Consider the following 26,200-nt stretch of genomic DNA (forward strand, 5'->3'; position numbering starts at 1 on the left):
TGCCCGTCGGCACGCCTCAGGCCGCTGCCAGCTCCGCATCGATCTGCCGCGAACGGTCGAAAGCGGTCATCGCACTCATCCGTGCAATGTAATCAGCCGTTGCCGGCGCCGGCTGCACCAGGCCAAAGGCGGTGGTCCAGGCCAGCGCATTGCCCCACAGCACGTCGGCGGCGCTCATCGTCTCGCCGAGCAGGTACGGCCCCTGTGCCAGCTGGGCTTCGATCACCTGCAGCACCGTCTCCGCGTCGTTGTAGGGCGACATCAGGCGCGGCGGCGGCTCGCGGTGCATTGCCTTGTCGATCATCGCCGGCTCGAAACAGGCGCCGTAGAAGGCCATCCAGCGCAGGTAGGGGCCGCGCAGGGCGTCGCCGATCGGCGGGGCCAGCCCGGCTTCCGGGTACAGGTCGGCCAGGTACAGGTAGATCGCCACCTGTTCGGTCACCAGTGCGCCGTTGTGGACGATGGCCGGCACCTTGCCCATCGGGTTGATGGCCAGGTAGGCCGGGGCCAGGTTGGCGCCGGCCTTCAGGTCCAGCACCTGCATGCGGTAGTCGGCACCCAGCGCTTCGAGCAGGGCCACGGCGCCGCTCGAGCGTGAACGGGCGGCGTGGTACAGGGTGATCTGGCGGGATGTCATGGCATTGCTCCTTGCGGTGGGTGGTGAACTGGAGCTCATCCTGGGGCACTATTGCGGACGACTTCTGTCCTCGATCCTTCATGCGCCATACCGCCCATCGACTGTTGCGCCTGATCGCCCTGCTGCAGGCCCGTCGCCAGTGGTCCGGGGCCGAGTTGGCCGAGCGCATGGGCGTGGACCGGCGCAGCATCCGCCGTGACATCGAGCGCCTGCGCGAACTGGGCTATCCGGTGCAGGCCTCATCCGGGATCGGCGGCGGCTACCAGCTGGGGGCAGGGGCACCCGTACTTCCCATGCTCTTGGATGAGGAAGAGGCGACCACCCTGGCCATCGCCCTGCGCGCGGCCTCGGCCACCGTCGCCGGCATTGACGACACGGCGCGTGGCCTGCTGTCCAAGCTCGACCCGCTGGTGCCGACCCGTCGCCGCCAGCAGGCCGGCGAGGTGCATGCAGCGACGGCCACCCTGTCCGATCTTCCGTCCACCGATGCGCGCCTGCTCGGACGGCTGGCCCAGCACTGCCGGCAGGCGTCACGGCTGGCCTTCGAATACCGCAGCGCACAGGAGGCCGTCACCCAGCGCGAGGTCGAGGCCCAGCACCTGGTCAACTACGGGCGGCGCTGGTACCTGCTGGCCTGGGATCTGGGCCGGCAGGACTGGCGCACCCTGCGCGTGGACCGGATGGGCGCGGTACGCGAATGCTCCGAGCCGGGCATGCACCGACGCACCCCGGCACCGCCGGATGTAATGGTGCGGCAGGCAGTCAGCCAGGCCCCGTTCGCGCTGCAGGCGATCCTGCGCCTGGCCGGCAGCCGCGCCGAGCTGGAAGGTCGCATTCTGCCCTGGTGCGGGGTGCTGGAGGCGGACGGCACCGAGCACTGCCTGCTGCGCATGGGTGCTGAGAGCCGGGGCATGATGCTGGCGCAGATCCTGAGCCTGGACCGCGTGCCGGTGGCGCTGTGGACCACGCCGCCCGGCCTGCGTGACGAACTGGCCCAACGCCTGGCAGGGTTGGGCCAGCTGCTGGCTGTGCCGCCGGTCACAGCCTGAGCCGCATCGCTTGGCAAGTTCCGGCGAAGCTGGGACACTCGCCGCCATGAAGGGGATACTGGGGACAACGGCGATCATCATCGCTGCGCTGGCCGCTGCGCCGGCCAGCGCCGGAACCCTGTACAAGTGCCAGGGCCCTGACGGCGTCACCAGTTATGTGAGCAAGCGGGTGGCCGGTGCGCGCTGCAGCACCATCAGCTACAGCCGTGACACCCGTCCGGCGCCGCGCCCGGTAGTGGCCGCGCCCAGGCCGGCGCCGACCACGGTGGCCAGCATCGAACGCAATCCGGTGGCCGTTGCCGCCGGTGCCGCATCGCCGGCAACGCTCGCGCCCGCGTCCGTACCCGCATCCGTACCCGCGCAGCCGGTCGCCCCGCGCGCCGGACGCATGGTCAGCGGCCAGGTCTATTCCTTCATGAAGGACGGCGTGCGCCACTACACCAGTGCGCGCCCGACCCAGGTCGCCAATCTCGGCCCGGTGCGGACCATCCGCTACAGCTTCATGGAGCGCTGCTACGCGTGCGGGGTCAATCCACGCGTGGACTTCGGCACCGTGCGCCTGAACACCTCGGCCTTCCAGGCCGAGATCACCTCGGCCGCGCGCGAGTTCGGTGTGGAAGAGGCTGTGGTGCGCGCGATCATCCACGCCGAGTCGGCCTACAACCCGACCGCGCTCAGCCGCGCGGGTGCGCAGGGCCTGATGCAGCTGATGCCGCCGACCGCTGCCCGCTTCGGGGTCAGTGATTCCTACGATGCCGGGCAGAACATCCGTGGCGGCGTGCAGTATCTTGCATGGCTGCTGAAACGCTTCAATGGCGACCTGACCCTGGCGGCGGCGGGCTACAACGCCGGCGAAGGTGCGGTCGATCGCCACGGCGGCGTGCCGCCCTACAGCGAGACGCAGTACTACGTGCGCCGGGTCGGGCAGCTGGCGGAGCGTTACCGCACCGCATTGACGCACCAGTAGTGTCGGCCGCTGGCCGGCAACCGCTGGGCAATGGCCGGTACCGACCGGCCGCTGGCCGGCAACCCCGCAATCAATGTTGTTGCAATGCGTTGTGTGGCGCGCGACGGTTCAGCTACACTCGACCGTGATTCAATGCGGCTCTGGCCCCCACCGGATCCGCTGGCAGCCTTAAAGCTACCTAATCAATATCGGAGTGCCGGATGGCCAACGATGGGGTACACGATCCAGTCAACACCGGACGTCGGCGTTTTCTTTCTGCCACCACAGCCGTGGTGGGCGCCGTCGGCGTCGGATTCACCGCAGTTCCTTTCATCAAATCCTGGAATCCCAGTGCCCGCGCCAAGCTTGCCGGCGCACCGGTGGTGGCCGACATCAGCGCCCTGCAGGAAGGCCAACGCCTGATCGTGGAATGGCGTGGCCAGCCGATCTGGATCGTCAAACGGTCCAAGGCGATCCTCGATGCGCTGCACGGGCTGGACGGCCGTCTCAAGGACCCCGAGTCCGGCGAGAAGGACCAGCAGCCGGAGTACGTGCTGAAGCAGAACCCCGAGCTGCGCTCGATCAAGCCGGAGATCTCCGTGCTGGTCGGGCTGTGCACGCACCTGGGCTGCTCGCCGGAAATGGTCGCCGAGATCCGGCCCGAGCCCTACGATCCGCAGTGGAAGGGCGGTTACTTCTGCCCGTGCCACAAGTCGCGTTTCGACATGTCCGGCCGCGTCTTCAAGGACGTGCCGGCGCCGATCAACCTGAAGGTGCCCGCGCACCACTACCAGGACGACAACACCATCATCATCGGTGTCGATCCGCAGGGGGCTGCCTGATGGCCAATATCCTCAGCCGTACCGCCAGCGGCGTCGCCGACTGGGTCAATACCCGCGCGCCGGGCCTGATGCCGGTCTACCGCAAGCACGTCAGCGAGTATTACGCGCCGAAGAACTTCAACATCTGGTACTACTTCGGTTCGCTGGCGCTGCTGGTGCTGGTCAACCAGATCGTCACCGGCATCTTCCTGACGATGCACTACAAGACCAACGCCGCCGAGGCGTTCGGTTCCATCGAATACATCATGCGTGATGTGGAGTGGGGCTGGCTGATCCGCTACATGCACTCCACCGGGGCCTCGCTGTTCTTCATCGTGGTCTACCTGCACATGTTCCGCGGCCTGCTGTACGGCAGTTACCAGAAGCCGCGCGAGCTGGTGTGGATCCTGGGCATGCTGATCTACCTGGTGCTGATGGCCGAAGCCTTCATGGGCTACGTGCTGCCGTGGGGCCAGATGTCGTTCTGGGGCGCCAAGGTCATCATCTCGCTGTTCGGCGCGATACCGGTGATCGGCAACGGCCTGACCGAGTGGATCATGGGCGACTACCTGCCCAGTGACGCCACGCTCAACCGCTTCTTCGCGCTGCATGTCATCGCTTTGCCGCTGGTGCTGTTGCTGCTGGTGGTGCTGCACCTGGGCGCGCTGCACGAAGTGGGGTCTAACAACCCGGACGGCGTGGAGATCAAGAAGGGGCCGAAGGGCAACCGCTGGTCGCCGAACGCGCCGGCCGACGGCATTCCGTTCCACCCGTACTACACGCTCAAGGATGGCGTCGGCGCCGGCTTCCTGCTGATCATCGCCGCCTTCATCATCTTCTTCGCGCCCGGTTTCGGCGGCCTGTTCCTGGAGCACGACAACTTCACCGAGGCCAACCGCCTGGTGACCCCGGAGCACATCAAGCCGGTCTGGTACTACACGCCGTACTACGCGATGTTGCGCGTGGTACCGAACAAGCTGGGCGGCGTGCTGGTGATGTTCTCGGCCATCGCGATCCTGTTCCTGGTGCCATGGCTGGACAAGGCGCGGGTGAAGTCGGTGCGTTACCGCGGCTGGATCTCGAAGGTGATGCTGGGTGTACTGGCGGTGTGCTTCGTCTGGCTGGGCGTGATCGGCTCCGGCCCGGGTACCGACGTGCACGAGACCTACATCGGGCGGGTGCTGACCTTCCTGTACTTCGCGTTCTTCATCACCATGCCGCTATGGACAAGGTTGGACAAGACCAAGCCGGTACCGGAGAGGGTGACCACGCATGACTGAGCGCTGGATGGTCCGACTGGCCCTGGCGGCCACCTTGATGCTGGGCAGTTTCCTGGCCTCCGCCGCCGAGGGCGGCGCCAAGCTGCTGCAGGCCGGCAACGACCTCGGTGACCGCGCCTCGCTGCAGCGCGGCGCACAGCTGTACATGAACTACTGCTCCGGCTGCCATGCGCTGAAGTACCTGCGCTATTCGCGGATGGCGCAGGACCTGGGGCTGACCGAAGAAGAGGTGATGAACAACCTCAACTTCACCGGCTCGGCGATCGGCGACCCGATCCCGGTGGCGATGCCCAAGGAGAACGCCGAGAAGTGGTTCGGCAAGATGCCGCCGGACCTCAGCCTGATTTCGCGCGTGCGTGGCAGTGACTGGGTCTACACCTATCTCAAGTCGTTCTACCTTGATACCAGCCGGCCGCTGGGCTGGAACAACGCGTTGTTCGCGAACGCCTCCATGCCCAACCCGCTGTGGGAAATGCAGGGCCTGCAGCATGCCGTGCATGGCAAGCCCGAGGCCCCCGGCATGGACCCGCCGGTGACCGGCCTGCGCATCGAAACGCCCGGTTCGGTGGATGCCGGCCAGTACGACCAGGCCGTGCGCGACATCACCAACTTCCTCGAATACGCCGGTGAACCGGCCGCGCTCAAGCGCCAGCAGTTGGGCGTGTGGGTGATCCTGTTCCTGGCCCTGTTGACCTTCCTGCTGTACCTGCTGAAGAAGGAATACTGGAAGGACGTTCACTGATTCTGCCGCCGACCATTGCATGGGCCTATTGGCTTTTGTGATGGTCGGTTGCACACTCGGGGAGGAGTCGACCGCTGGCACGGTGCCGGCGGCGCCGATGCGGCAGGCGGTCTCCTGTCGTGGGAGAGCCTTTGATGGCGGCGAGCGTACGCATGCGCAATACACTGACGCTGTTTTCCTCGAACGACGATGTGCTGTGCCACCGTGTACGTCTGGTGCTGGCGGCGAAAGGGGTCACGTTCGACTTCGTTCCGGTCGATCCGCAGAACCCGCCTGAAGACCTGATCGATCTCAATCCGTACCACTCGGTGCCGACCCTGGTCGAGCGCGAGCTGGTGCTGTACGCGGCGTCGGTGGTCAGCGAATACCTGGACGAGCGCTATCCGCATCCGCCACTGATGCCGGTCGATCCGCTGTCGCGTGCGCGCATCCGCCTGGCCATGCTGCGCATCGAGCACGACTGGGTACCGCAGGTGCAGGCCATCCAGCTGGGCAACAAGACCCAGGCCGAGGCCGGCCGCAAGCGCCTGAAGGAGTTGCTGACCGCCTCGCTGCCGCTGTTCAAGGCCAGCAAGTTCTTCCTCAACCCGGAAATGAGCCTGGCCGACTGCGCGATGGCGCCGATCATCTGGCGCCTGCAGTCGCTGGACGTGCCGCTGCCGAAGGACGGCAAGGCGATCGAGGACTACGGCAACCGCATCTTCCGCCATCCCGGTTTCGTCCGCAGCCTGACCGATCAGGAAAAGAAACTGCGCGATCTGCCGGTCTGATCCGGCCCCGCATTACCCGTCTGCACGCCGACCGGCGTGCAGGCGATCCGCCCCGGCGGGGCGCCGGGCGCGTACACTTCACGCATGACCGAAGACTTCTTCCACATGACCAGCCACCGCCCGTACCTGCTGCGGGCGCTGGTGGAATGGATCAACGACAACCAGCTGACCCCGCACATCCTGGTCGACGCCGGCGTCCCCGGCGTGCAGGTCCCGCCTTCGGCGGTCAAGGATGGCCGGGTTGTGCTCAACATCGCCGAACGCGCTGTCGTGCGGCTGATGATCGACAACGAGATGGTGAGCTTCTCGGCGCGCTTCTCCGGCACCAGCTACCCGGTGCAGGTGCCGATCAGCGCCGTGCTGGCCGTCTACGCCCGCGAGACCGGGCAGGGCATGGCACTGCCGGATGACATTCCGGGCAGCGAAACTGCGCCGACCAGCGACGAACTGCTGCATGAGGAAGGCACGCCGCCGGACGATACCCCGCCGGCCAGTCCGCCGCCCAAGGGTCGCCCGAACCTGCGCGTGGTCAAGTAATCTCTCTGACGCCGCCCCGATGGGCGGCGTTTTCCTTTACAGGATTTACCGGTGGGTGCCGACCGTTGGTCGGCACTCAAAGCCCTTAGACATCCTCGGCATCCTCCGCATCCGGCCGGATCTGGCTGATCCGCGCCGCGCCCGGGCCAGTGAACGAGATCAACTGGTCGCCGCGCAGCACCATGCGGCCCACGTGGCGATCGATGCCATCGTAGGAATACTCGAACTTGAACGTGCGCTCGAAACCGAGCCGGCCATCCTCGCCGCGCGAAAGGCGCAGGCCGGTAGCGTGCACCGCCTGGTCCAGCCATTGCACGTCGGCTGCGCGGCAGGCATTGCGTCCCAGCTCGACCGCGCGCTCGGCGGCCGAACGCGCAGCGTTCCAGAAGAAGTAGATGATTCCGCCGGCAATCAGCAACAGCAGCAGGGTGGGCATGGCGTCAGCCGTCAGAGGTCGATTCCGCAAAGATGGCGGCGAACGTGCGCTGGATCAAGCGCTGGATTCACCGCCGCGGCTGCGGTTCGCTGGATACCGGTTGCGCGGGCACGATGACCGGTTGCGGTGTCGGGGCGGGCTGCATCGGCGTCGCAGTGGGAGAGGGCATCACCAGCGGTGATGTGGCGGTCAACTGCAGCAGCGCTGCCCAGTCCTGCCGGTTGAAGCTGCATTCGTCCTCGCGGCCCGGCGTGCAGCTGGGGTCGATGCCGGTGCTGTTGCGTTCGCGCGCGGGCGGCAGCTTGATCAGCCCGGTGCGGTCCAGCGGCAGCAACCGCATCGCCACGGTGTTCATCACGTTGCCACCGACCAGGTACAGGGTCTGGTCGCCGCCAAGATTGGCCGCTACCACCACTTCGCAATGTGATTTCCAGTGGCCCACCGATCCATTGCCCAGTGCCTGCACCAGCCCGCTGTAGCTGAGCGTGGTGCTGCGGTCGCGCAGGAAGCACAGCAGGTCGCCCGGTGCGGGCTTTGCGGTCGCGGGATCGACCAACCGGTACGGCACGCCCGAGGGGCCGCCCTGGTACGCGGCACGGATGTAGTCGATGTGGCGTGGCGAGGTGTTGAAGCCGGGAACGCCGGACTGCACCATCACCCAGGAAATGAACGCGGCCGACCACGGGTTGTCGACCAGGAAGGCGCGGCAGTCGCTGTCGGTGTAGCGCGTGCCCAGCGGTGCCAGGCAGCTGCTGGCGCCGGCGATGCTGCCCATTGCGTTGAGCGTGCCGCTGTTGTGCCAGTAGCCGGCCACGCGCTGCCAGGCGATCAGGCCGTTGTCGGCCAAGTGATCGCTTTCGGCCTCGGTGACACTGAGGCTGGCGGCGCGGCCATCGCGATCAATGAAGGGCCGGAACCACAGCCGGTGCTCGTTGCAGGCGGTATTGCGGATGGCCACCGCCAACGGGCTCAGGCCGAAGCGGGGCGGCACATCGCAGGCTTCGGCGGCCGCTGCGGACAAGGGGGCTGCGGCCAGCAGCAGGCAGGCAGGCAAGAGCATCCGGCGCATGCGCGGCTCCTGTGGGGGATGACCGCAGCGTCGCAGCGCTGTCGTGAACGCCGGGTGTGAGAACCGGGTCAGGCCTCAGCCCGGCGGCGGGCCCAGCTTCAGCGACAGATCAATCGCCTGCACGTGCTTGGTCAGGCCGCCAATGGAAATGCAGTCCACGCCGTCCTCGGCGATCGAACGCAGGCCACCCAGTCCGACGCTGCCGGAGACTTCCAGCGGGATGCGGCCCGCCGTGATGCGCACCGCCTCGCGGCGCAGGTCGGGGCTGAAGTCATCCAGCAGGATGCGTTCGCAACCAGCCTCCAGCGCCTGGCGCAGCTGCGCAAGATCCTCGACCTCGACCACCAGCGGCAACCCAGGCCATTGCCGGCGTGCGGCAGCCACGGCTGCGGCCAGTGAACCGGCAGCGCGGATGTGGTTTTCCTTCAGCATCACCGTGTCGTACAGGCCGAAACGATGGTTCTCTCCACCGCCGCAGCGCACCGCGTACTTCTGTGCCAGGCGCAGGCCGGGCAGGGTCTTGCGGGTGTCGAGGATGCGCGTGCCGGTGCCGGCCACGGCCGCCACGTAGCGCGCGGTGGTCGTGGCGGTGCCGGACAGCGTCTGCAGGAAGTTCAGCGAAGTGCGCTCGGCGCTCACCAGGCTGCGGCTGCGCCCGTGCAGCAGCGCCAGTACGGTGCCGGCGGTGACCGTGTCGCCCTCGGAGACATGCCATTCGATGCGCACGTCCGGATCGAGTGCGCGGTGGGTGGCGTCGAACCAGGGGCGGCCGGCGATCACCCCGTCCTGCTTGCACAGCAGGTAGGCGCTGTCGGCCTGGTCGGGCAGCAGGGCGGCGGTGACGTCGCCGCTGCCCAGGTCCTCGGCCAGCGCACGCGCGACATCGGCGGCGACAACGGCCGCATCCGGCGTCGGCAGCGTGCTCATGCGGCCGGGAAGTCTGCGATCTGAGCGGTGGGGATGGCTTCCTCGGCCAGCAGCACCGGGATGCCATCGTCAACGCGGAACACCTGCTTGCGGTCGCGGGTGACCAGCGCTTCGCGCAGCGGCTGCGCCAGCGGGTTGCCATCGGCCTTGTTCACCGCGCCGGCGGAAATGGCCTTGTTGAGGGCTTCCAGGCCCTTGCCATCCAGCAGGGACAGGGGCTGGCGGGTGTCCGGTGACACCAGCAGGTCGAGCAGCTTGCGATCCATGGTTCTTCGTCTTGCGTGGAAGATGGCTAGAATACGTCTTTAAGGCAGGTGACGGCCAATGACCCCCAACCCGATCGCGCCGCTTGTCGGCATCGTCATGGGTTCCCGTTCCGACTGGGAAACCATGCAGCACGCCGCCCAGAAGCTTGAAGCTCTGGGTGTTCCGTTCGAAGTGAAGGTAGTGTCCGCGCATCGGACGCCGGATGTGTTGTTCAGTTACGCCGAGCAGGCGGGCCCGCGTGGCCTGCGCGCGATCATCGCCGGTGCCGGCGGGGCCGCGCACCTGCCGGGCATGATCGCCGCCAAGACCGCCGTTCCGGTGCTGGGCGTGCCGGTGCAGTCCAAGGCCCTCAACGGCATGGATTCGCTGCTGTCGATCGTGCAGATGCCAGCCGGCATCCCGGTCGCCACCTTCGCCATCGGCAATGCCGGCGCCTCCAACGCCGCGCTGTTCGCCGCCGCAATGCTGGCCAGTGACCAGCCGGCGATCGGCCAGGCGCTCGACGCGTTCCGCGCACGCCAGACCGAAGACGTGATGGCCCACGACGATCCGCGCCAATGAGCCTGACCGTAGGCATCCTGGGTGGCGGCCAGCTCGCCCGCATGATGGTACTGGCCGGTGCGCCGCTGGGATTGCGCTTCGAACTGTACGACCCCGCAGCCGACGCCTGCAGCGGCCCGCTGGCGCCGCTCACCGTCGGTGCCTTCGATGACCGCCAGGCGCTGGCGGATTTCGCGGCCAAGGTCGACGTGGTCACGTTCGATTTCGAGAACGTGCCTGCCGACAGCGCGCAGTTCCTGGCCGACCGCGTGCCGGTCTACCCGCCGCCGGCCGCACTGGCCGTGGCCCAGGACCGGTTGAGCGAGAAGACCCTGTTCCAGCAGCTGGGCATTCCGCTGCCGGCCTTCGCTGACATCCGCAGCCGTGACGAGTTGGCCGCGAAGGCTGCCGAGTTCGGTCTGCCGTGCATCCTCAAGACCCGCCGCCTCGGTTACGACGGCAAGGGTCAGTTCCGCCTGCGCAGCGAGGCCGACATCGATGCCGCATGGGATGCGCTGGGTGCGCAGGTCGAGCGTACTGGTCTGATCCTGGAGGGCTTCGTGGCCTTCCAGCGGGAGGTCAGCGTGGTTGCCGTGCGTGGCCGCGATGGCAGCTTCGAGGCCTGGCCGGTCACCGGCAACTGGCACGTCGACGGCGTGCTGTCGGCCAGCGTGGCGCCGGCCGTGTTGTCGGCCGCCGAGCACGAGGCCGCGATCGGCTATGCCCGTCGCGTCGCCGAGCACCTGCAGTATGTCGGCGTGTTCGCGCTGGAGCTGTTCTGCCGCGATGGCGAGCTGTTGGCCAACGAGATGGCGCCGCGCGTGCACAACTCCGGCCACTGGACCATCGAAGGCAGCGAGACCTCGCAGTTCGAGAATCACCTGCGCGCTGTGCTGGGCCTGCCGCTGGGCAGCACCCGTATGCTCGGCCATGCCTGCATGCTGAACTGGCTGGGCGCGATGCCGGACCCCGCGCCGGTGCTGGCCCAGGCCAGCGGCCACTGGCACGACTACGGCAAGGAGCCGCGTGAGGGCCGCAAGGTTGGTCATGCCACGCTGCGCGATGATGCTGCTGATGCACTGGCCGATGCACTGGACCAGGTGGGTCTGGAGCTGGGTCGCCAGGCCCAGGTGGCGCCGGCGGTACACGCGCTGCGCAACCGCTGAACCCGGTAGCGCCGGCCGCTGGCCGGCAATGCAACGATGTGGCGCGCCGGTGCAGGCATCGGCGCAACATTCCCGGTGGTAGCGTGGAGCTCCTTTCACAGGAGTCACGACCATGCTCGACTGGAATGCCTACCGCAAGGAACTGAAGGGCCGCATCGGCGAGATCGGCAAGCTCTCGCCGGATACGGTCAAGGGCTATGCCACCCTGGCCAATGCCGGCGCGCAGACCAACCACCTGGATGCCAAGACCCGCGAGCTGATCGCGCTGGCCGTGGCAGTGACCACCCGCTGCGACGGCTGCATCACCGTGCATGTGGATGCAGCGCTGAAGCACGGCGCCAGCCGCGAGGAAATCGCCGAGGCGCTGGGCGTGGCAGTGTCGCTCAATGCAGGCGCCGCGCTGGTGTACTCGGCGCGGGTCATGGACGCGGTGGCCGCGCACGAGAGCGCGTGAAGCTCCGTACTGTTTCCCGGTAGTGCCGGCCGCTGGCCGGCAGATTCGCCATCTCTGTACACCGATGGGGATGCCGGCCAGCGGCCGGCACTACCCCTTGGCGGAGCCGCTGCCTCAGCGCAGCTGGCTCTCGGCGAATTCCCAGTTGACCATCTGCCAGAACGCGTCCAGATAGCGCGCGCGATCATTCTGGTAGTCGGTGTAGTAAGCGTGCTCCCAGACGTCGCAGCACAGCAGCGGGGTGCTTTCGCCGGTCAATGGCGTGCCGGCGTTACGGGTGGCCTGCAGGCCCAGCTGCCCGCCCGGATGCTGCACCAGCCACACCCAGCCCGAGCCGAACAGGCCCAGTGCGGTGCGGTTGAATTCCTCGCGCAGGCGCTGCACGTCGCCGAACTGGCGCTTGACCAGCTCGCCCAGCCGCCCCTGCGGCTCACCGCCGCCGCGCGGGCGCAGGCACTGCCAGTAGAAGCCATGGTTCCAGGCCTGGGCGGCGACATCGAACAGCGTGCCCTGGGCGTGGCGGACGATCTCTTCCAGTGACGCTTCCTCCCACTCGGTGCCGAGGATGCCGGCGTTGACGGCATCGACATAGGCGCGATGGTGGCGGCCGTGATGCAGTTCCACGGTCTGTGCGGACAGGTGCGGCTGCAGGGAGCCGGAGAGGTAGGGCAGGGCAGGCAATTCGACAGGCATGGACAGGTTCGTGGCCAGGGGGCGGCGGCAGCCGGTTCCATCGGCTTACAATGGCGGCTACCGTGGGCAGTCTAGCCGACCATCACGGTCGGTTTGTCCGGCGAAGCAAGGAGTGTGGTTGTGGCGGTAATGCAGCAAATCCAGGCCGAGGTCGATCGTTACCCGCTCGTGCTGTTCATGAAGGGCACCCCGCAATACCCGATGTGCGGCTTCTCAAGCCGCGCCGTACAGGCGTTGATGGCGGCCGGCGCTGTCACCCTGCGCACCGTCAACGTGCTGGAAGAACCCGAGATCCGCGCCAACCTGCCGCGCTTTTCCAACCTGCCGACCTTCCCGCAGCTGTTCATCAACGGTGAATTGATCGGCGGCTGTGACATCGTGCTGGAGCTGTTCGAAGCCGGCGAGCTCAAGCGCATCGTCGAAGAGGCGACCCAGGGATGAGTGCCTGGCCATCGACGTCACCGACCGACGGGGCGCTCGATGGCCGCCCGTTGCAGGATCGCGTGGTACTGGTCGCCGGTGCCGGTGGTGGGCTGGGCAGTGCTGCGGCAGTGGCTGCTGCAGCCGCTGGGGCCACCGTGGTCCTGCTGGGCCGCAAGCCGCGGCGCCTGGACCGTGTCTACGCCCAGGTGCAGGCGGTCGGCCCGGAACCTCTGCTGTACCCGTTGGACCTGGAAGGCGCAGGCCCCGACGACTATGCCGAGCTGGCCCAGGCCCTGCAGCGCGAGCTGGGGCGGCTGGACGGCCTGCTGGTCTGTGCCGCCCACTTCCCGGGCCTGACCCCGTTCGAGCTGGCCGACCCAGCCAGTTTCGCCCGCGCGGTGCACGTTACCTTGACCGCGCCGGCCTGGCTGGCCCAGGCCTGCCTGCCACTGCTGCGGCAGCGCGAAGATGCGGCGCTGGTGTTTGCGGTCGATGCCCCCGACCGGGTCGGGCAGGCTTACTGGGGCGGTTACGGTGTGGCCCAGCATGGCCTGCGTGGCCTGATCGCCAGCCTGCATGACGAACTCGGCCGCAGCCCGGTACGGGTCAGTGGCCTGTACCCCGGCCCGCTGCGCACAGCCCTGCGGGCCCGGGCGTATTCCGTCGACCAGGACCCGGCCGCCCAAGGCCCGGAGGCCGCCGCCGCTGCGGCCGTGACCCTGTTGTCCGGTGCTGGCGCCACCTGGCGCGGCCGGATTCTCGATGCCAGCGGGGCGTCCCCGGCCGAGTGAGCGCCGGGGAAAGGCGGAGTGAAGAACCCGTCACGATTGCGTTGCGATCCGGTGCCGTTTGTCGCACAACCGTCACATTGATGGCGTAGCGTGTTAATCTAGTGTTAACCGTTGTGGCTTCCTTCAGTCAAGCGGTAGGGAACCCCAGATAAATGTCCGACCAGCCACCCGCAGGGCTGTTTGGATGCGCTTTTTTTCCGCCATCGCCAACTCGCATCGAGGCTACCGAAAAATGACCCACCCACTCCGGATGTCCAAGCTCACCCTTGGTCTCGTGGCTGCGCTCGCCACCGCTCCCGCCTTCGCCCAGAGCACCTCTGCCGGTGTCGGCGGCCAGGTGATGTCCTCTGCAGGCCAGCCTGTCGCTGGCGCTGAAGTCACCATCACCCACACCGAGTCGGGCACCGTTTCGCGTGCCACCACCGACGCGTCGGGTCGTTACAACGCGCGCGGCCTGCGCGTGGGTGGCCCGTACACCATCACCATCACCAAGTCCGGTGAAGGCACCAAGACCGAAGAAGGTGTCTACCTGAACCTGAACCAGGTCAACACGGTCAACGCCAGCCTCGGCGGCGATCTGGCCGCCACCAACCTGGACGCCGTGAACGTTGTCGCCACCGCCGGCGGCCTGGACCTGTTCAGCGCCACCAAGATGGGCAGCGGCACCAACGTGACGCGCGAAACGATGGACGCGCTGCCGTCGGCCAACCGCAACATCCAGGACTACATCCGCCTGGACCCGCGCATCTCGCAGGTCAGCAAGGCTGACGGCGCGATCTCGGCCGGTGGCCAGAACACCCGTTACAACGCCATCCGCATCGACGGCATCAGCGCCTCCGATCCGTTCGGCCTGGGCTCCAACAACCTGCCGACCGAGCGTCAGCCGGTGTCGATGGACGCCATCCAGGAAATCAACATCGACCTGGCCAACTACGACACCACCATCGCTGGTGGTACCGGTGCGGTGATCAACGCCGTGACCAAGTCGGGTACCAATGAATTCCACGGCACCGTGTACGGTTCGTACCGCGACAAGGACATGGTCCGTTCGCGCCTGGAAGGTGACAAGCAGGACTTTAACGGCTTCAAGGACGAGAAGACCTACGGCATGACCTTCGGCGGCCCGATCGTCAAGGACAAGCTGTTCTTCTTCACCAACTACGAAAAGTACGAGCGTAGCGGTGGCGGCGTCAGCCTTGGCGAAAGCCCCTACAACAAGGCTGGCGGCATCAGCGATGCTGATATCGCCCGCGTCCAGAAGCGCATGTCCGATCTTGGCTATCAGGTCGGCGGCGTCGGTGCGCTGAACAACAAGACCGAGATCGAAGAGTACGCGGTCAAGCTGGACTGGAACATCAACGAGAACCACCGTGCGGCCCTGCGCTACAACAAGATGAAGCAGGACGTGGTGCGTTTCCCGAAGGTCAGCAACAGCGAAATTTCGCTGAGTGACTTCTGGTACACCCAGCCGACCGAGTATGAGACCTGGATGGGTGAACTGTTCAGTGACTGGTCCGAGAACTTCTCGACCGAGTTCAAGGTCTCGCACAAGGACTACTCGTCCAACCGCGTTGCCGCTTCGCACCTGCCGCAGATCCGCGTCCGCTTCGACAACAATAATTCGCTGTACCTGGGTACCGAGCAGAACACCCACACCAACCTGGTGGAGTCGAAGGAACTGAGCGCCTTCGGTGCCGGTACCTGGTATGTCGGTGACCACACCGTCAAGTTCGGCTTTGACTACACCGACAACGACCTGATGAACTTCTACGGTCGCAACCTGTACGGCGCGTATGAGTTCGCCAACCTGGCTGCGTTTGAAGCCGGCACCCCGTCCGCGTACCAGGTGCGCGTGCCGCGTGCTGGTGGCAGCCTGGATGACATTCCGGCGAAGTTCCACCTGAAGAACACGGGTCTGTTCATCCAGGATACCTGGGCGATCAACTACAACCTGAGCCTGATGTTCGGTGTTCGCGTTGACATGCCGGACTTCAGCACCCAGCGCCTGTACAACCCGCGCATCGAGCAGCTGTACGGCTTCAACAACACCAAGCTGGTCGACAAGAAGCTGTTCCAGCCGCGCGTCGGCTTCAACTACACCTTCGATAGCGACCGTCCGACCCAGCTGCGCGGTGGCGTGGGCCTGTTCGGCGGTGCTGCCCCGAACGTGTGGCTGGCGGGTGCCTACCAGAACACCGGCCTGAACTACGCCGAGTACAACCTGACCCGCAATCCGGGTGGTTTCAGCTTCGATGCTGACAATCCGTTCATCCCGGACCCGTCGCTTGCTTCGGCACGTCAGAACGTCGACCTGATCGCTCCCGGTACCCGCCTGCCGTCGGTCTGGAAGGCCAACCTGGCCTTCGATCACGAACTGCCGTGGTACGGCATCGTGGCGTCGGCCGAGCTGCTGGTCACCAAGGTCAAGGATGGTCTGTACTTTGATCGTCTGGACGTCATGACCCCGAATGCCAACCGCTCGGTTGGTCAGGACGGTCGTGCGCTGTACTGGAACGACTACGGCATGAACGGTGCCAATGCTGGCTCGAACGGCATGCAGGCTGGCCAGAAGAACGGTCGTGCCTGCTCGGCCACCGATCAGACCTGCCCGAGTGACCGTGTCAACCGTCCGAGCGATATCGGCGACGTGATCCTGCTGCGCAACACCGACAAGGGTCGTGGTTCCCAGGCTACGTTCTCGCTGGCCAAGCCGCTGACCGAGAACTGGGGCTGGTCGCTGGGTTATACCTACACTCAGGCGAAGGAAGTGAGCCCGCTGTCCAGCTCGCAGAACACCTCGAATTGGAACAACACGCTGAGCCTGAACGCCAACGACAACGTTGCGTACAACTCGCGCTATGCGATCAAGGACCGCATCACCGGTACCCTGGAGTGGAAGCACAACTTCTTCGGTGACAATGCCACCCGCGTCGGCCTGTTCTATGAAGGCCGTTCGGGTCGTCCGTACAGCTACGTGTTCTATAACGACGTGAACGGCGACGGCGCAGGCACCAACGATCTGTTCTACGTGCCGAAGGGCCCGGGTGACGTGATCTTCACCGGCGGCGCCGACATGGAGAAGAAGTTCTTCGAATGGCTGGCGCAGAATCCGGAGCTTGATGCCTACCGTGGCAGCGTGGTCCCGGCCAATGCGCACCGCGCCAAGTGGGTCAACAGCTTCGATGTCCGCATCAGCCAGGAGTTCCCGGGCTTTGCGAAGACCCACAAGGGCGAGATCGCGCTGGACATCATGAATGTCGGCAATCTGCTCAACAAGAAGTGGGGTCTGATCGACGATTACGGCTTCTACGCCACCCGTCGCGTTGCCAACTACTCGGGTATCGACCCGGCTACCGGCAAGTACCTGTACAACTTCACCGGCCGTACCGACAACTCGTCGATCCAGGAAAACAACAACGACAAGGGCAACACCGCCGTGTCGCGCTGGTCGATGCAGCTGACCGTGAAGTACAAGTTCTGATCCATCAGAGCCTGAAGCAGTAAGTGAAAACGGCCGGGGAAACCCGGCCGTTTTCCGTTCATGCGAAAGCCCTTGCAGGTCACCTGGCATCGGCGTAGCATCGGGAAATGTGCGCGGTGCCAACGCCGCCGATGCGGTCCCGGAAAGGCGAACGCGGGAAGCACACATCCAACGGTCGGGCTTCCCGGCCGTTTTGCTTTTTAAGGGGGCGGCAGTACAGTCGGAAACCTTGAAGGAAGCGAAAAATTGGACATGACCACGAACGAAAAATCAGCCCGTGCACTGCCGGTGCAGGACGCGCGGATCTACCCGCGCGGTGGGCTGGATGTGCTGTCGCGGGCCGAAGTGGCCCGCCTGCGCGATGCGTCTGCCGGCGGTATGCACGAGCTGCTGCGCCGCTGCGCGCTGGCCGTGCTGACCAGCGGAAGCGCCTCTGACGATCCGCGCGCGGCGCGCGATCTGTATCCCGATTTCGACATCCAGGTGGCGCAGCAGGATCGCGGCGTGCGCATCGACCTGGTCAATGCACCGGCGATGGCCTTCGTCGATGGCGAGATCATCCGCGGCGTCGCCGAACTGCTGTTCGCCGTGGTGCGTGACCTGGCCTACATGGCCATCGAGATGGGCCCGGCCTACGCGGCCGAGCTGGAGTCGTCCGAGGGCATCACCAACGCGGTGTTCGGCCTGCTGCGCAATGCGCGCATCCTCAACCCGGGCGACCCGAACCTGGTCGTGTGCTGGGGTGGCCATTCGATCTCGCGCGACGAATACCTGTATACCAAGCAGGTGGGCTACGAGCTGGGCCTGCGCGGCCTGGATATCTGCACCGGCTGCGGTCCAGGCGCGATGAAGGGCCCGATGAAGGGCGCCACCATTGCCCACGCCAAGCAGCGCCGCACCGTGACGCGCTACATCGGCCTGACCGAGCCGGGCATCATCGCGGCCGAGTCGCCGAACCCGATCGTCAACCACTTGGTGATCATGCCGGACATCGAGAAGCGCCTTGAGGCCTTCGTCCGCATCGGCCACGGCATCATCGTGTTCGCCGGTGGCGTCGGCACCGCGGAGGAAATCCTGTACCTGCTCGGCATCCTGCTGCGCGAGGAAAACAAGGACCTGCCGTTCCCGCTGATCCTGACCGGCCCGACGGTGGCAGCGCCGTACTTCGAGCAGATCGACCGCTTCATCCGCCTGACCCTGGGCGATGCGGCCGCCGAGCGCTACGAGATCGTCATTGGCGACCCGGTGGCGGTGGCCAAGAAGATGGCCAACGGCATCAAGCGCGTGCGTGAGCACCGCCTGGCACAGAAGGACTCGTTCTTCTTCAACTGGTCGATCGAGATTCCGTGGGAGTACCAGCAGCCGTTCGTGCCGACCCACGAGGCAATGGCCGCGCTGGACCTGCACCACGGACGTGCCCCGCACGCGCTGGCGGCCGACCTGCGTCGGGCGTTCTCGGGCATCGTTGCCGGCAACGTGAAGGAAGACGGCATGCGCCGCATCGAGCAGTTCGGGCCGTTCCAGATCCATGGTGACCCGGACATGATGCAGGCCCTGGACGCGCTGCTGCGCGCCTTCGTCGAACAGCGCCGGATGAAGATCTCCGGCGAATACCAGCCCTGCTACCAGGTGCTGGCCTGAGCCTGCGCCGGCGCGATGGGGATCTCGCCGGGACAGGCAGGGGAGGGCGGGCCGTCAAGGCGTTGACGCCCGTCGCCCCGGAATGACCGTTCATCCTGCCGCCGCTTGCCGGTGGCAGGGCGATGGCCCATCGTGGCCATCAACACGCTGGGGAGCGTCCAATGTCTTTACGCCGGCAAAACGGCTTTACGCTGGTTGAGTTGATGGTCACGGTTGCCGTGCTGGCGATCCTGAGCACCATCGCCTATCCCAGCTTCCAGAGCACGATCCGTTCCAATCGGATGGCCACGACCAGCAACGAGTTGATGGCCTCGCTGGCGTTGGCGCGCTCGGAAGCGGTCAAAAATGCGCACGGCGCTGGCATGTGTGCTTCCAGTACCGGTACCGGTTGCGATGGCAAGTCATGGACCGACGGCTGGATGGTTTGGGATGACACCAACGGCAATGGCGGCTTCGATGCCGGGGAGGCCGTCCTGCGCTACAGCGAGCCACGCGCAGCGATGTCCGGGGTTGATGTGAAAACGGTGTCGGTGGCGTTCGATCCCCGTGGGCGCAGTCGGGCCGCTACCGCCACCGACATTACTCTTCGCCCGGACAAATGCGGTGACCAGCCACTTCAACGGCGTCTGACGGTGTCGCTGACGGGCCAGCTCAGGTTGCACAAGGAGGCCTGCAAATGAATCGTCGTCGCATCCAGTGGAAGACGGCGCGCCATCGCGCGCAGAACGGGTTCAGCCTGATTGAAGTGCTGATCGCCATTCTTGTGCTCGGCATCGGGCTGCTTGGCTTTGCCCTGCTTCAGACCATGAACGTACGCTACGTCCAGAGTGCGAACTACCGTACCCAAGCCACCAATCTCAGTTATGAACTGCTCGATCAGGTCCGTATCAACCGTGTAGCTGCCGCGTTGTACGTAGGTGACTACTCAGCGACTACAAGCGAGTGCAATCCGCCGATCGGCAAGGACATTGATCAGGCCGCCTTCATGAAAGATTGGCGTTGCCGGTTGGGTAAAGCACTAGGCGACAACGCCAGTGCATCCGTCACTCGCAACAACAACGTGGTCACTGTGCGCGTCAGCTGGGGAGATGAGCGCTGGAGTGCAGATGCCGATGACACTACCTTCAGTGCGAGTACACGCCTGTGAGCACGCTTCGTTCCCGTCGTCATCTGGCTGGCGTGTCGATGATCGAGCTCATGATTGCGCTCGCGATCGGCCTGATCATCATGCTCGCCGTGATCCAGGTGTTCGCCGCCTCCCGCGCCGCCTATCAGTTGTCCGAGGGTATGGCGCGCGTGCAGGAAAATAGCCGCTTCGCGATGGATACCCTGCAGCGCGAACTGCGGATGGCCGGCCATTTCGGTTGCGTCAACGACCAGTCGCACGATCTTTCCGGATCGCTGCACAGCACTTTGACTGCCAACGCGCATCCAACCCTGGACTTCGGACGTTCCATTCAGGGCTATGAAGCTGTCGGGACCGCGCCCGGCAAAGATGTCACGATCAGCGCAGATCCGCCGACTGGTGGCGTGGACTACCTCCCCGTGCTGCCGAAGGAGATCGCTGATGCCCTGCCGAACCGGGTCAACGGTAGCGATATCGTGGCAATGCGTTACCTGATGCCCGACGGTGTCCCGGTAACCCTGATCGGCGGCACCGCGTCCAAGCCGATCTTCAGTTTCGATCCCAAGCGCGTAGCGGTGCTCAACAGTGGTGTCAGCAATCCGGGGTTGTTCGGTGTTGCGGATTGCATTTCCGCGACCACGTTCCAGGCCAATGCAGTGAATGCCACTGCCGGTACCGTGACCTTTGACACCGCGCCGAACAACACCGGCACATTCAGCAGCGTCTATACCGAAGGGCAGACCATGTTGCATCGCGCCGAAAGCGTGGTGTTCTACGTTGGTAAAGATGCCGACAGGGAGCAGACCTCGCTGTACCGCGTCCGCTTCGGCGCCGCTCCCAATGGTGCATTCACTGCCGGCGCGCCCGAAGCGCTGGTCGAGGGTGTGGCCAACATGCAGCTGCTGTATGGGCAGGATCGCGGCCTGACGCGGACCGCACCAACCGGCTTCATCGACCGCCAAGGCACCGCTGATGACGTGGAGAAGTCATTGACCGATACCGCGCAGGCCTGGCGACGTGTGGGTGCGGTGCAACTGGGTCTGGTTATGTCCAGCCCGGATCCGGCCGCTGCTGTGCAGGCCAAGGACGGGGCGGCACTCACTGCGCTGGGGGTCACCTTCGCCGCGCCCAGTGATGGCCGCATGCGCTCCACCTACCAGACGACCATCGCAATCCGTAACCGCCTGTTTGGCAACTGAGGCATCCCATGGCTCTACGCGCGCCCCGCTGGCAACCTCCTCGCACCCAACGGGGTGCGGTGCTCTACGTTGCCCTGATCATGCTCATCCTGCTGGCCCTGATCGGCATCGCAGGCATGCAGGTGACAGGCATGCAGGAGCGTATGGCGGCCAATTATCTAAGGACCAACCTGGCGTTCCAGAACGCCGAGCAGAACGCTCGTCAGGTTGAGGACACCATTGCCACCACCATCGAGGGCGGTGGGTTGTACGCTGCGGCGCAGGAGGCCTGCAGCCCTACCTACGACCCACTGACCTGGGCCAATGGAGTTTCCGCCAATTCGGCGCAGTACACCCGTCGGATCGACAAGTGCTTCCCGTCCTCCAGCCGTCGCGTGGGTGCGAAGTTGAACGAAGACACCGGCAACATCTATCAGGTCACTGCCCTGTCCAGTGATGCCACCACCAACGCTTCGGCCAGCGCCGTCATCGATACGGTTTTCATTCCATGAACACTCCGCGCCGTTTCCTCCGCCTCACTCCGTCCCAGTGGCTGCGATGGGGTACCGCTGGTGCTGTCGTCGCTGCTGTCGCCGCACTGGTGATTCCGCTACGTGCGGCCATTGGTGACTTCGATATCGCCCAGGAGCCGCTGTACAGCAAGCAGAGCCAGCCACCGCTGATGATGATGGTGATGTCGCGCGACGAACAGCTGTTCAACAAGGCATACAGCGACTACACCGACATTGGTGGCGGTCCTGATGGCAGTGAGGACGGCATCCTCGATACGACCTATCTGGATGCGTTCGAGTACGGCGGCTACTTCGACTCCAAGCTCTGCTACTCGGTGACAGGCACTGGCGCCAATGCACTGTTCAAGGCTGCGGCAAAGGGCGGCGGCAGTAACGGCCACAGCTGCACAGGCCAGTGGTCAGGCAACTTCCTCAACTGGGTCACCATGAGCAGGCTGGACGTCATGCGCAGCGTGCTTTACGGTGGACTGCGCACCACGGACAGCCTGACCCAGACCATCATTGAACGCGCGCGGATTCCCAATGATCTGCACGCATGGGTGAAGGTGTATACCGGTTCAGACATCGGCAATTTCGCACCGCTGACGGCGAACTCCACCGGCTGGTCATTCTGCAATGGCAACACATCTGCCACCAGCGGATCGTTGATGCGGGTGGCTTCGGGCAACTGGTCCGAGTGGGCAGCGACGGCCAGTTATCAGTGCGGCGTCGGTCGTACCGATACCGACGGCAAGCGCGACGTGCCCGGGTCGGCGGCGGACTATGCTGTACGCCTGGATGTCTGCGCGGGAGGCACTGATGCATTGCGGGAGAACTACTGCCGCAAGTACACCAGTGGCAATACCGATCGTTACAAGCCGGCCGGCCTGCTGCAGACCTATGGTGAGAGCGGGCGCCTGCGTTTTGGCCTGATTTCCGGTACATATGCCAATCCGCGTGATGGTGGCGTACTGCGCCGGAACATCGGCAAGCTGGCCGGCAATGGTGACAGCTTCTGCGGCACCGGTGACGAGATCGATCTCTCTACCGGCCAGTTCTGCTACATGAAGTCCGGCGCGACCGCCAATGGTGAAGGGGTGATCAACACGATCTCCAACTTCAGCATCGACCAGTGGAACTGGAAGGACAACTGGAGCGACTGCAACCAGTACGGCATCCTCAATCGTGTAGGTACCGATAATTCGAAGATCCTCAATAACCCGGGTGCGGGCAACCAGAGGTGCAGTGCCTGGGGCAATCCGCTGGCGGAGATGTATGCAGAGGCGCTGCGGTATGTGACCGGTGGAAGCAAGGTCTATGGTGACTCTGGTGACCTCGCTACGCTGCCAACCGGAATTGCCTGGGTCGACCCCTATCGGGACCCGGCCAAGGGCGGAAATTCCTATTGCGCCACCTGCAACATCCTGGTCATGTCATCCGGCCTGCCGTCATTCGACAGTGACAACATAGGTACGTTGCCAGTTTCGATCAACGCGACTACCGCGACCAACGATATCGGAACCGCTGAGGGCATCGCCGGCAAAAGCTGGATGATCGGCCGCGTCGGTGCGACCCCGAGCGGTACTGTGCTCAATACCCACGAAGACATATGCCAGGGACGTACCGTCGACAATCTCAGTCTGGCGCGCGGCATCTGTCCGGATATTCCTTCGATGGAAGGCAGTTATCTCATGGCCGGCATGGCCAAGTCTGCGGCGGCGACGGACCTTCGTCCGGGTGTACAGAGCAAACCGGCCAGTTACAAGATCACGGCTACCACGTACACCGTTGCGATGGCCGAGAATCTGCCGAAATTCGAAATCAAGGTCGGCGGCAAGACCATCAGCCTGGCACCGTTGTGCCAGGCCAACAATGACGGTTGGTTGGAAATCGCCGACAGCGGCTGGCGCAGCTGCTTCCTGGGTTCGGTTGGTATTGGAGTGAAGTCCGGCGTCAACAACAACAAGTACGGCCGACCGTATGCGAACGATGCGAGCTCGGGCAGCTTCTCGCTGGTGTGGGAGGATTCGCTGTGGGGCAACGACCACGACAACGATGTCGTGGCGATGATGAGCTACTGTGTAGGGGCGGCCTGCAACTCCGTGCCAGCCGGCGCCAACGACATCTGCTGGCGTGCCGATCCGATCCGCAGCGTGGTCGCCAATACCACCACCACACTGTGCAACCGCGACTCGTCCAGCCGTGGCACTACGCTGCGCAGCGCCGTGGCGGCCGATGAGGTGCTGATCCGGATCGAGAACCTCTCCGCCTTCGCCGGAAACGCGATGCTGACCGGCTACACCATCTCTGGCTCAAATGCCGCCAACACGGTGCAGAGGCTGACCCTGCGCAAGGGTGACTATAAAAGGGGCACTACTGGCCCTGCTCGCAATGGTTCCGTCATTACCCAGTCCGATGATTTCCCGAGTACTTGGGATCGGCCGGTTGTGATCAAGTACAAGGCCTCAAGTGGTGCGGCGGCCGGCCAGCTGGAAAGTCCGCTGTGGTATGCCGCCAAGTATGGCGTGCCGGCTGGCAAGAAATGGGACAGCAAGAAGCCCGGAGTGCCCGACAACTACTTCCTGGCTCGCAATCCTTCCAAGCTGCGCCAGGCGCTGGATGACATCTTTGCCAGTGCTGCCGAGGGCGACGCGCCGGTCGGTGGCAGTGGCTCGGGTGCACGCATCACTACCGGCTCGTTCACGGTAGGCTCGCATTACAAGGTTACTGCCGGCTCAAATGACTGGACGGGGGACGTGGTGGGAACCCAGGTGCTGCCCAGCGGCGCCGATGGTGATGAATTGTGGCGTGCATCGAGCAGGATGGCGGGCGCCAACCGCAAGATCTTCATGGCGACATCCGCCAATATGCAGGACACCAAGGATGTGGTCACGCCGGTAGCTGCAGCGGCGTTCACGGCGTCCAGCATTCCAGGCAGTACCCGCGCGCAGAAGCTGGCGGTGATGGGCTTCAGCACCACCCCGACGCCGATCCCGGCTTGGTTCGGTAGCACGACTGTCGACCAACTGGTCAACTATCTCAGCGGCAGCGCAGTGCCTGGGCTTCGGACCCGCACCTCGCCTCTGGGTGACATCATCAACTCCACTACCGAAATCGTGTCCAATCGCGATGATTTTGGCTATGGGGGATGGACGGCGCAGGGCGTTGTGTGGAAGCAGACGCTCGGCAGTGCCTACAAGACCTTCCTGAATGCCAAGCGTGCGGCGAATGGACCGCCAACCATGGTCTATGTCGGTGCCAACGACGGCATGTTGCACGGCTTCAATGCCAGCACCACAGCGGCGGCGGGCAGGGAGGAGTTTGCTTTCATTCCGTCCACATCGCTGCAGCACATTGCCGAACTGGCGAACCCGAAGTATGGCCACCGCTACTATGTGGACGGGCCGGTGACATCTTCGGATGTCTATTACGGTGATTCCTGGCATACCGTGGTGGCGGCGACCACCGGCGCCGGCGGCGCGAGCAAGGCGCCGAATGCGGCAAGCGTTGGCAATGGCTCGGTATTCGCTCTGGATGTCAGCGATCCGACCGGGTTCGATGCCAGCAAGGTCCTGTGGGAAGTATCCGGCAAGAACGAATCCGATCTTGGTTTCGTGCTTGGCAAGCCAGCGATCGTTCCGTTGACCAGCGCCACCAGTGGTGGAGCACCGCGTTTTGTCGCGTTGTTCGGCAACGGTGTGAACTCGTCAGGCGGCAAGGCTGTGCTGTATGTGGTCGATATCCAGACCGGCAAGGTGCTCAAGCGCTTGAGTCCGGCTGATTCCAAGTATGTTGGCCGCAATGGCCTGATGAACATCGTGCCGGTGGCGCTGAAGAATGCGGACGGGGTGACCGATACGGTTTATGGCGGCGACATGAAGGGCAATCTGTGGAAGTTCGATCTGTCCAGCAATGATCCAGCCAACTGGAACGTGGCCTACAGCGGAGCACCACTGTTCACTGCAACCCGCAACAACGTGGCCCAGCCCATCACCGGAAGCATCGAAGTCAGCAGTGGTCCGGCCGGTGGCATCAGTTTGTTCTTCGGTACCGGGCAGTACTTCGCGGCCGACGACAACACCGTCAACGCGAATACCGGCGTGCAGACGCTGTATGGCGTATGGGACGATCTGAAGACACCGATCGCCGACCGCACCAGCCTGGTTCAGCAGAGCGTTCTGGTTGGTACCGACAGCAATGGCTATGAGACCCGCGACATTACCTCCAATCCGGTCAGCTATACGAACAAGCGTGGCTGGTACGTAGACCTGACAGTCGATTCAATCGTTGATGGTGAGCGTTTCATTGCAACGCCGACGATTCAGAGCGGCCGTGTGTTCTTCCTGACCTATGTTCCCGGGAGTGCAATCTGTGGCAGCGGCGGGGTCAACTGGCGCTACGGTGTGTATCTGCTGACAGGCGGGGGAGGCATGTCTGGCCTCAGCGACAAGCCTGGCGGTGATTCGATCTGCACCGGCAACTGTGGTGGAATCAAGTTGACCAAGGGAGGTAAGGGTAGCCAGGGCGGACCTATTACCAACAACAGTGTGTTCGTACCCAAGCTGACACCCTGCGACCCCAGCAAAACCAAATGCAAGGTGGATGAGTTGCTGGAGCCATGCACCTATATGCTTGGTACTCAGGGGGCCGATGGCATGTATCTGCCCCGGCCCTGTGGGCGCCAGTCATGGCGGCAGATTCGATGAACTGTTTG

General features: G+C 64.7%; 25 protein-coding genes. 19 read left to right on the forward strand and 6 right to left on the reverse strand.

The genetic code is table 11. The features are described 5' to 3' along the window. Positions 1–16: 16 nt before the first annotated feature. Positions 17–637, reverse strand: coding sequence for a glutathione S-transferase family protein (locus MG068_RS06875; protein WP_012510589.1), 621 nt, complete (start codon positions 635–637; stop codon positions 17–19). 80 nt (positions 638–717) lie between these two features. On the opposite strand from MG068_RS06875, the gene MG068_RS06880 reads away from it, so the two are divergent. From MG068_RS06880 to MG068_RS06910, 7 genes are all read left to right on the forward strand, one after another. Further along, on the forward strand, positions 718–1,686 hold the full coding sequence (locus MG068_RS06880) for a helix-turn-helix transcriptional regulator (protein ID WP_132809747.1): 969 nt from the start codon (positions 718–720) through the stop codon (positions 1,684–1,686). Between the two features lie 46 nt (positions 1,687–1,732). Then, positions 1,733–2,653, forward strand: coding sequence for a lytic transglycosylase domain-containing protein (locus MG068_RS06885; RefSeq protein WP_132809748.1), 921 nt, complete (start codon positions 1,733–1,735; stop codon positions 2,651–2,653). A 200-nt stretch (positions 2,654–2,853) separates the two neighbouring features. After that, the gene (gene petA, locus MG068_RS06890; protein WP_049423262.1) at positions 2,854–3,474 is read left to right on the forward strand and encodes a ubiquinol-cytochrome c reductase iron-sulfur subunit; all 621 of its coding nucleotides are present in this window, start codon (positions 2,854–2,856) and stop codon (positions 3,472–3,474) included. Further along, on the forward strand, positions 3,474–4,733 hold the full coding sequence (locus MG068_RS06895; RefSeq protein ID WP_107432484.1) for a cytochrome b: 1,260 nt from the start codon (positions 3,474–3,476) through the stop codon (positions 4,731–4,733). Before petA ends, MG068_RS06895 begins: the two co-directional genes overlap by 1 nt. After that, a complete protein-coding gene (locus MG068_RS06900; RefSeq protein ID WP_049423258.1) occupies positions 4,726–5,475 on the forward strand; it encodes a cytochrome c1 in 750 nt (249 codons plus the stop codon). The genes MG068_RS06895 and MG068_RS06900 overlap by 8 nt, the downstream gene beginning before the upstream one ends. Positions 5,476–5,609: 134 nt before the next feature. After that, a complete protein-coding gene (locus tag MG068_RS06905; protein ID WP_005408842.1) occupies positions 5,610–6,245 on the forward strand; it encodes a glutathione S-transferase N-terminal domain-containing protein in 636 nt (211 codons plus the stop codon). Positions 6,246–6,329: 84 nt separating this feature from the next. Then, on the forward strand, positions 6,330–6,782 hold the full coding sequence (locus tag MG068_RS06910; RefSeq protein WP_019659028.1) for a ClpXP protease specificity-enhancing factor: 453 nt from the start codon (positions 6,330–6,332) through the stop codon (positions 6,780–6,782). A gap of 85 nt (positions 6,783–6,867) precedes the next feature. On the opposite strand, the gene MG068_RS06915 is transcribed toward MG068_RS06910, so the two are convergent. The 4 genes from MG068_RS06915 to MG068_RS06930 form a co-directional block, all read right to left on the reverse strand. Then, positions 6,868–7,218 carry a DUF3301 domain-containing protein gene (locus tag MG068_RS06915; protein WP_049423257.1) on the reverse strand — a complete coding sequence of 117 codons (351 nt, stop codon included), beginning with the start codon at positions 7,216–7,218 and terminating at the stop codon, positions 6,868–6,870. A gap of 67 nt (positions 7,219–7,285) precedes the next feature. Next, positions 7,286–8,287, reverse strand: coding sequence for a DUF2272 domain-containing protein (locus MG068_RS06920; protein WP_132809749.1), 1,002 nt, complete (start codon positions 8,285–8,287; stop codon positions 7,286–7,288). Between the two features lie 75 nt (positions 8,288–8,362). Next, positions 8,363–9,214, reverse strand: a complete 852-nt coding sequence (nadC, locus tag MG068_RS06925) for a carboxylating nicotinate-nucleotide diphosphorylase (protein WP_071228393.1) — start codon at positions 9,212–9,214, stop codon at positions 8,363–8,365. Continuing rightward, entirely contained in the window at positions 9,211–9,480 is a 270-nt protein-coding gene (locus MG068_RS06930) for a Trm112 family protein (RefSeq protein WP_005408847.1), read from the reverse strand. The genes nadC and MG068_RS06930 overlap by 4 nt, the downstream gene beginning before the upstream one ends. A gap of 58 nt (positions 9,481–9,538) precedes the next feature. On the opposite strand from MG068_RS06930, the gene purE reads away from it, so the two are divergent. From purE to MG068_RS06945, 3 genes are all read left to right on the forward strand, one after another. After that, positions 9,539–10,042 (forward strand): 5-(carboxyamino)imidazole ribonucleotide mutase, encoded by a 504-nt coding sequence (gene purE, locus MG068_RS06935; protein WP_005412808.1) that lies wholly within the window; start codon positions 9,539–9,541, stop codon positions 10,040–10,042. Continuing rightward, a complete protein-coding gene (locus MG068_RS06940; protein ID WP_032128885.1) occupies positions 10,039–11,187 on the forward strand; it encodes a 5-(carboxyamino)imidazole ribonucleotide synthase in 1,149 nt (382 codons plus the stop codon). Before purE ends, MG068_RS06940 begins: the two co-directional genes overlap by 4 nt. A gap of 112 nt (positions 11,188–11,299) precedes the next feature. Next, on the forward strand, positions 11,300–11,641 hold the full coding sequence (locus tag MG068_RS06945; RefSeq protein ID WP_004152082.1) for a carboxymuconolactone decarboxylase family protein: 342 nt from the start codon (positions 11,300–11,302) through the stop codon (positions 11,639–11,641). Positions 11,642–11,755: 114 nt separating this feature from the next. On the opposite strand, the gene MG068_RS06950 is transcribed toward MG068_RS06945, so the two are convergent. Then, on the reverse strand, positions 11,756–12,334 hold the full coding sequence (locus MG068_RS06950) for a superoxide dismutase (protein ID WP_071228391.1): 579 nt from the start codon (positions 12,332–12,334) through the stop codon (positions 11,756–11,758). A gap of 120 nt (positions 12,335–12,454) precedes the next feature. Between MG068_RS06950 and grxD the strand changes: the two genes are divergently transcribed. From grxD to MG068_RS06995, 9 genes are all read left to right on the forward strand, one after another. Next, positions 12,455–12,775, forward strand: coding sequence for a Grx4 family monothiol glutaredoxin (gene grxD / locus MG068_RS06955; RefSeq protein ID WP_005408852.1), 321 nt, complete (start codon positions 12,455–12,457; stop codon positions 12,773–12,775). Further along, positions 12,772–13,548, forward strand: a complete 777-nt coding sequence (locus MG068_RS06960) for an SDR family NAD(P)-dependent oxidoreductase (RefSeq protein WP_049399918.1) — start codon at positions 12,772–12,774, stop codon at positions 13,546–13,548. The genes grxD and MG068_RS06960 overlap by 4 nt, the downstream gene beginning before the upstream one ends. 232 nt (positions 13,549–13,780) lie before the next feature. Continuing rightward, the gene (locus MG068_RS06965; protein ID WP_132809750.1) at positions 13,781–17,029 is read left to right on the forward strand and encodes a TonB-dependent receptor; all 3,249 of its coding nucleotides are present in this window, start codon (positions 13,781–13,783) and stop codon (positions 17,027–17,029) included. A gap of 252 nt (positions 17,030–17,281) precedes the next feature. Next, on the forward strand, positions 17,282–18,670 hold the full coding sequence (ppnN, locus tag MG068_RS06970; protein ID WP_010486098.1) for a nucleotide 5'-monophosphate nucleosidase PpnN: 1,389 nt from the start codon (positions 17,282–17,284) through the stop codon (positions 18,668–18,670). A gap of 161 nt (positions 18,671–18,831) precedes the next feature. After that, complete coding sequence (locus MG068_RS06975) at positions 18,832–19,350, forward strand: GspH/FimT family pseudopilin (RefSeq protein WP_132809751.1); 519 nt, start codon at positions 18,832–18,834, stop codon at positions 19,348–19,350. Next, positions 19,347–19,817 carry a type IV pilus modification protein PilV gene (gene pilV / locus MG068_RS06980; RefSeq protein WP_121503796.1) on the forward strand — a complete coding sequence of 157 codons (471 nt, stop codon included), beginning with the start codon at positions 19,347–19,349 and terminating at the stop codon, positions 19,815–19,817. Before MG068_RS06975 ends, pilV begins: the two co-directional genes overlap by 4 nt. Before the next feature lie 38 nt (positions 19,818–19,855). Further along, positions 19,856–20,995: a PilW family protein gene (locus MG068_RS06985; protein ID WP_165929928.1), complete on the forward strand. Its 1,140-nt coding sequence runs from the start codon at positions 19,856–19,858 to the stop codon at positions 20,993–20,995. An 80-nt stretch (positions 20,996–21,075) separates the two neighbouring features. Next, positions 21,076–21,486, forward strand: coding sequence for a pilus assembly PilX family protein (locus tag MG068_RS06990; RefSeq protein ID WP_343144385.1), 411 nt, complete (start codon positions 21,076–21,078; stop codon positions 21,484–21,486). Then, positions 21,483–26,192 carry a pilus assembly protein gene (locus MG068_RS06995; protein ID WP_240792119.1) on the forward strand — a complete coding sequence of 1,570 codons (4,710 nt, stop codon included), beginning with the start codon at positions 21,483–21,485 and terminating at the stop codon, positions 26,190–26,192. Before MG068_RS06990 ends, MG068_RS06995 begins: the two co-directional genes overlap by 4 nt. Positions 26,193–26,200 lie beyond the last annotated feature (8 nt).

The sequence above is a fragment of the Stenotrophomonas sp. ASS1 genome, from assembly GCF_004346925.1.
GTDB classification, from domain to species: Bacteria; Pseudomonadota; Gammaproteobacteria; order Xanthomonadales; family Xanthomonadaceae; genus Stenotrophomonas; species Stenotrophomonas maltophilia_A.